The following is a 1,286-nucleotide window of genomic DNA, read 5'->3' as shown; positions in this document are numbered from 1 at the left end:
CGCAAGCCTTTCTCTCCAAGTTCTTTATCGACGTCTGGGAATGGCGCGGACTGCACGTCCCGCGGGATGTGCAGTCCGGCGGCCGTCGAGCGCTTCGCCCTGTTTCGAAGGGGACGCAGGCATACGTCGATTATCCGGACGAGTATCCCGTCAACATTCCTTACGTCAAAATCGAATCCTTTCTGCAGTCCACCGGCGAAGCCCAATATACGCAAGACATCGCGTTGCCGCAGACCGGATTCAACGGAGCGCCGGTTCAGTGTACCGTCGGGAAGGGGACGGCAATATACAGCGTGCCTGATGTCTCGGGGCCTGCGACGCCGCAGGAAGTGCTCGTTGCGCTCAAGAAACGCTATCCATCGGTGGTCGACTATGTCACTGCCGTCGACGTGCCCGGGGCGATTTTCGGCGGTATGGCGAACGACGATCCGGTGTTTGCGGTGAGCGTGCCGGACGCCGCCTGCGACCACGGGAAATTGCCGAACTCCTACGACCCGCGGTCGCCCCTGAACCTCACCGGATTCGGGCAGTGCATCGGCCTGGTTCTCGCGGCGGACGAACGGATCGCGCAGGAGGCCGCGGAGTATCTGCAGCAGCATTTTTGCGCGTTCACGGCTGAACGGCCGATTATCGAATTGCCGAACACGGATGAGCAACGCAACCAACTGGTCTATCCCGACCAGCCGGCGGGTGCGCCGTGGTACAGCCATATCTGGAAGATCACGCGCGCCGGCACATCGCTCGACTGGGTACCGAAGCGCGCTCCCGCTCAACCTGATTTGATCCAGCCCGTCATGTCTCACGGGATTGCGCTATCGAGCGCCAGCCATGGAACGGTCAGTTGCACGCGAGTCTCCGGTAGCCAGCGGACCGTGGGGCATAGTCATTTCTACATGGAAACGCCGTCTTCCTACCTGGAGCCGATCGAGGATCGGCAGGTGCGCGCCCATGCGTCCACGCAGGACGCGAATGCGATTCAGGGCGGTATCGCACGCGTGCTCGGGCTCCCGCTGAACAAGGTGGATGTGCGTGTACGCCGGATCGGCGGCGGGTACGGTGGTAAATGCGGGCAATCGGTATTCGCGGCAAGCATGGCCGCAGTTGCGGCGTGGAAGCTGGGGCGGCCGGTGCGCGTGGCCATGTCGCGCCAGGTTGACTCGGCGATGTTCGGTCACCGCCATCCGGTACTCGGCAACTATCATGTCGCGATCGGTGACGCGTCCGATCCTCGGACGCACGGCAAGTTGTTCGGTTATCAGGCGGACTACTGGCTCGACGGGGGGCGT

General features: G+C 62.7%; 1 protein-coding gene. It reads left to right on the top strand.

Features of this window, described 5'->3' with window-relative positions; translation table 11 throughout:
• Window positions 1–1,286 (top strand): molybdopterin cofactor-binding domain-containing protein (locus tag ACFTXQ_RS36620; protein ID WP_382649996.1); only part of this gene is annotated, 1,286 nt, incomplete at both ends.

It is taken from the genome of Streptomyces sp. NPDC057010 (genome assembly GCF_042673805.1).
Classification (GTDB): domain Bacteria; phylum Actinomycetota; class Actinomycetes; order Streptomycetales; family Streptomycetaceae; genus Streptomyces.
Note: the sequence above shows the minus strand (reverse complement) of the source record. Positions and strands in the feature narration are given on the sequence as shown.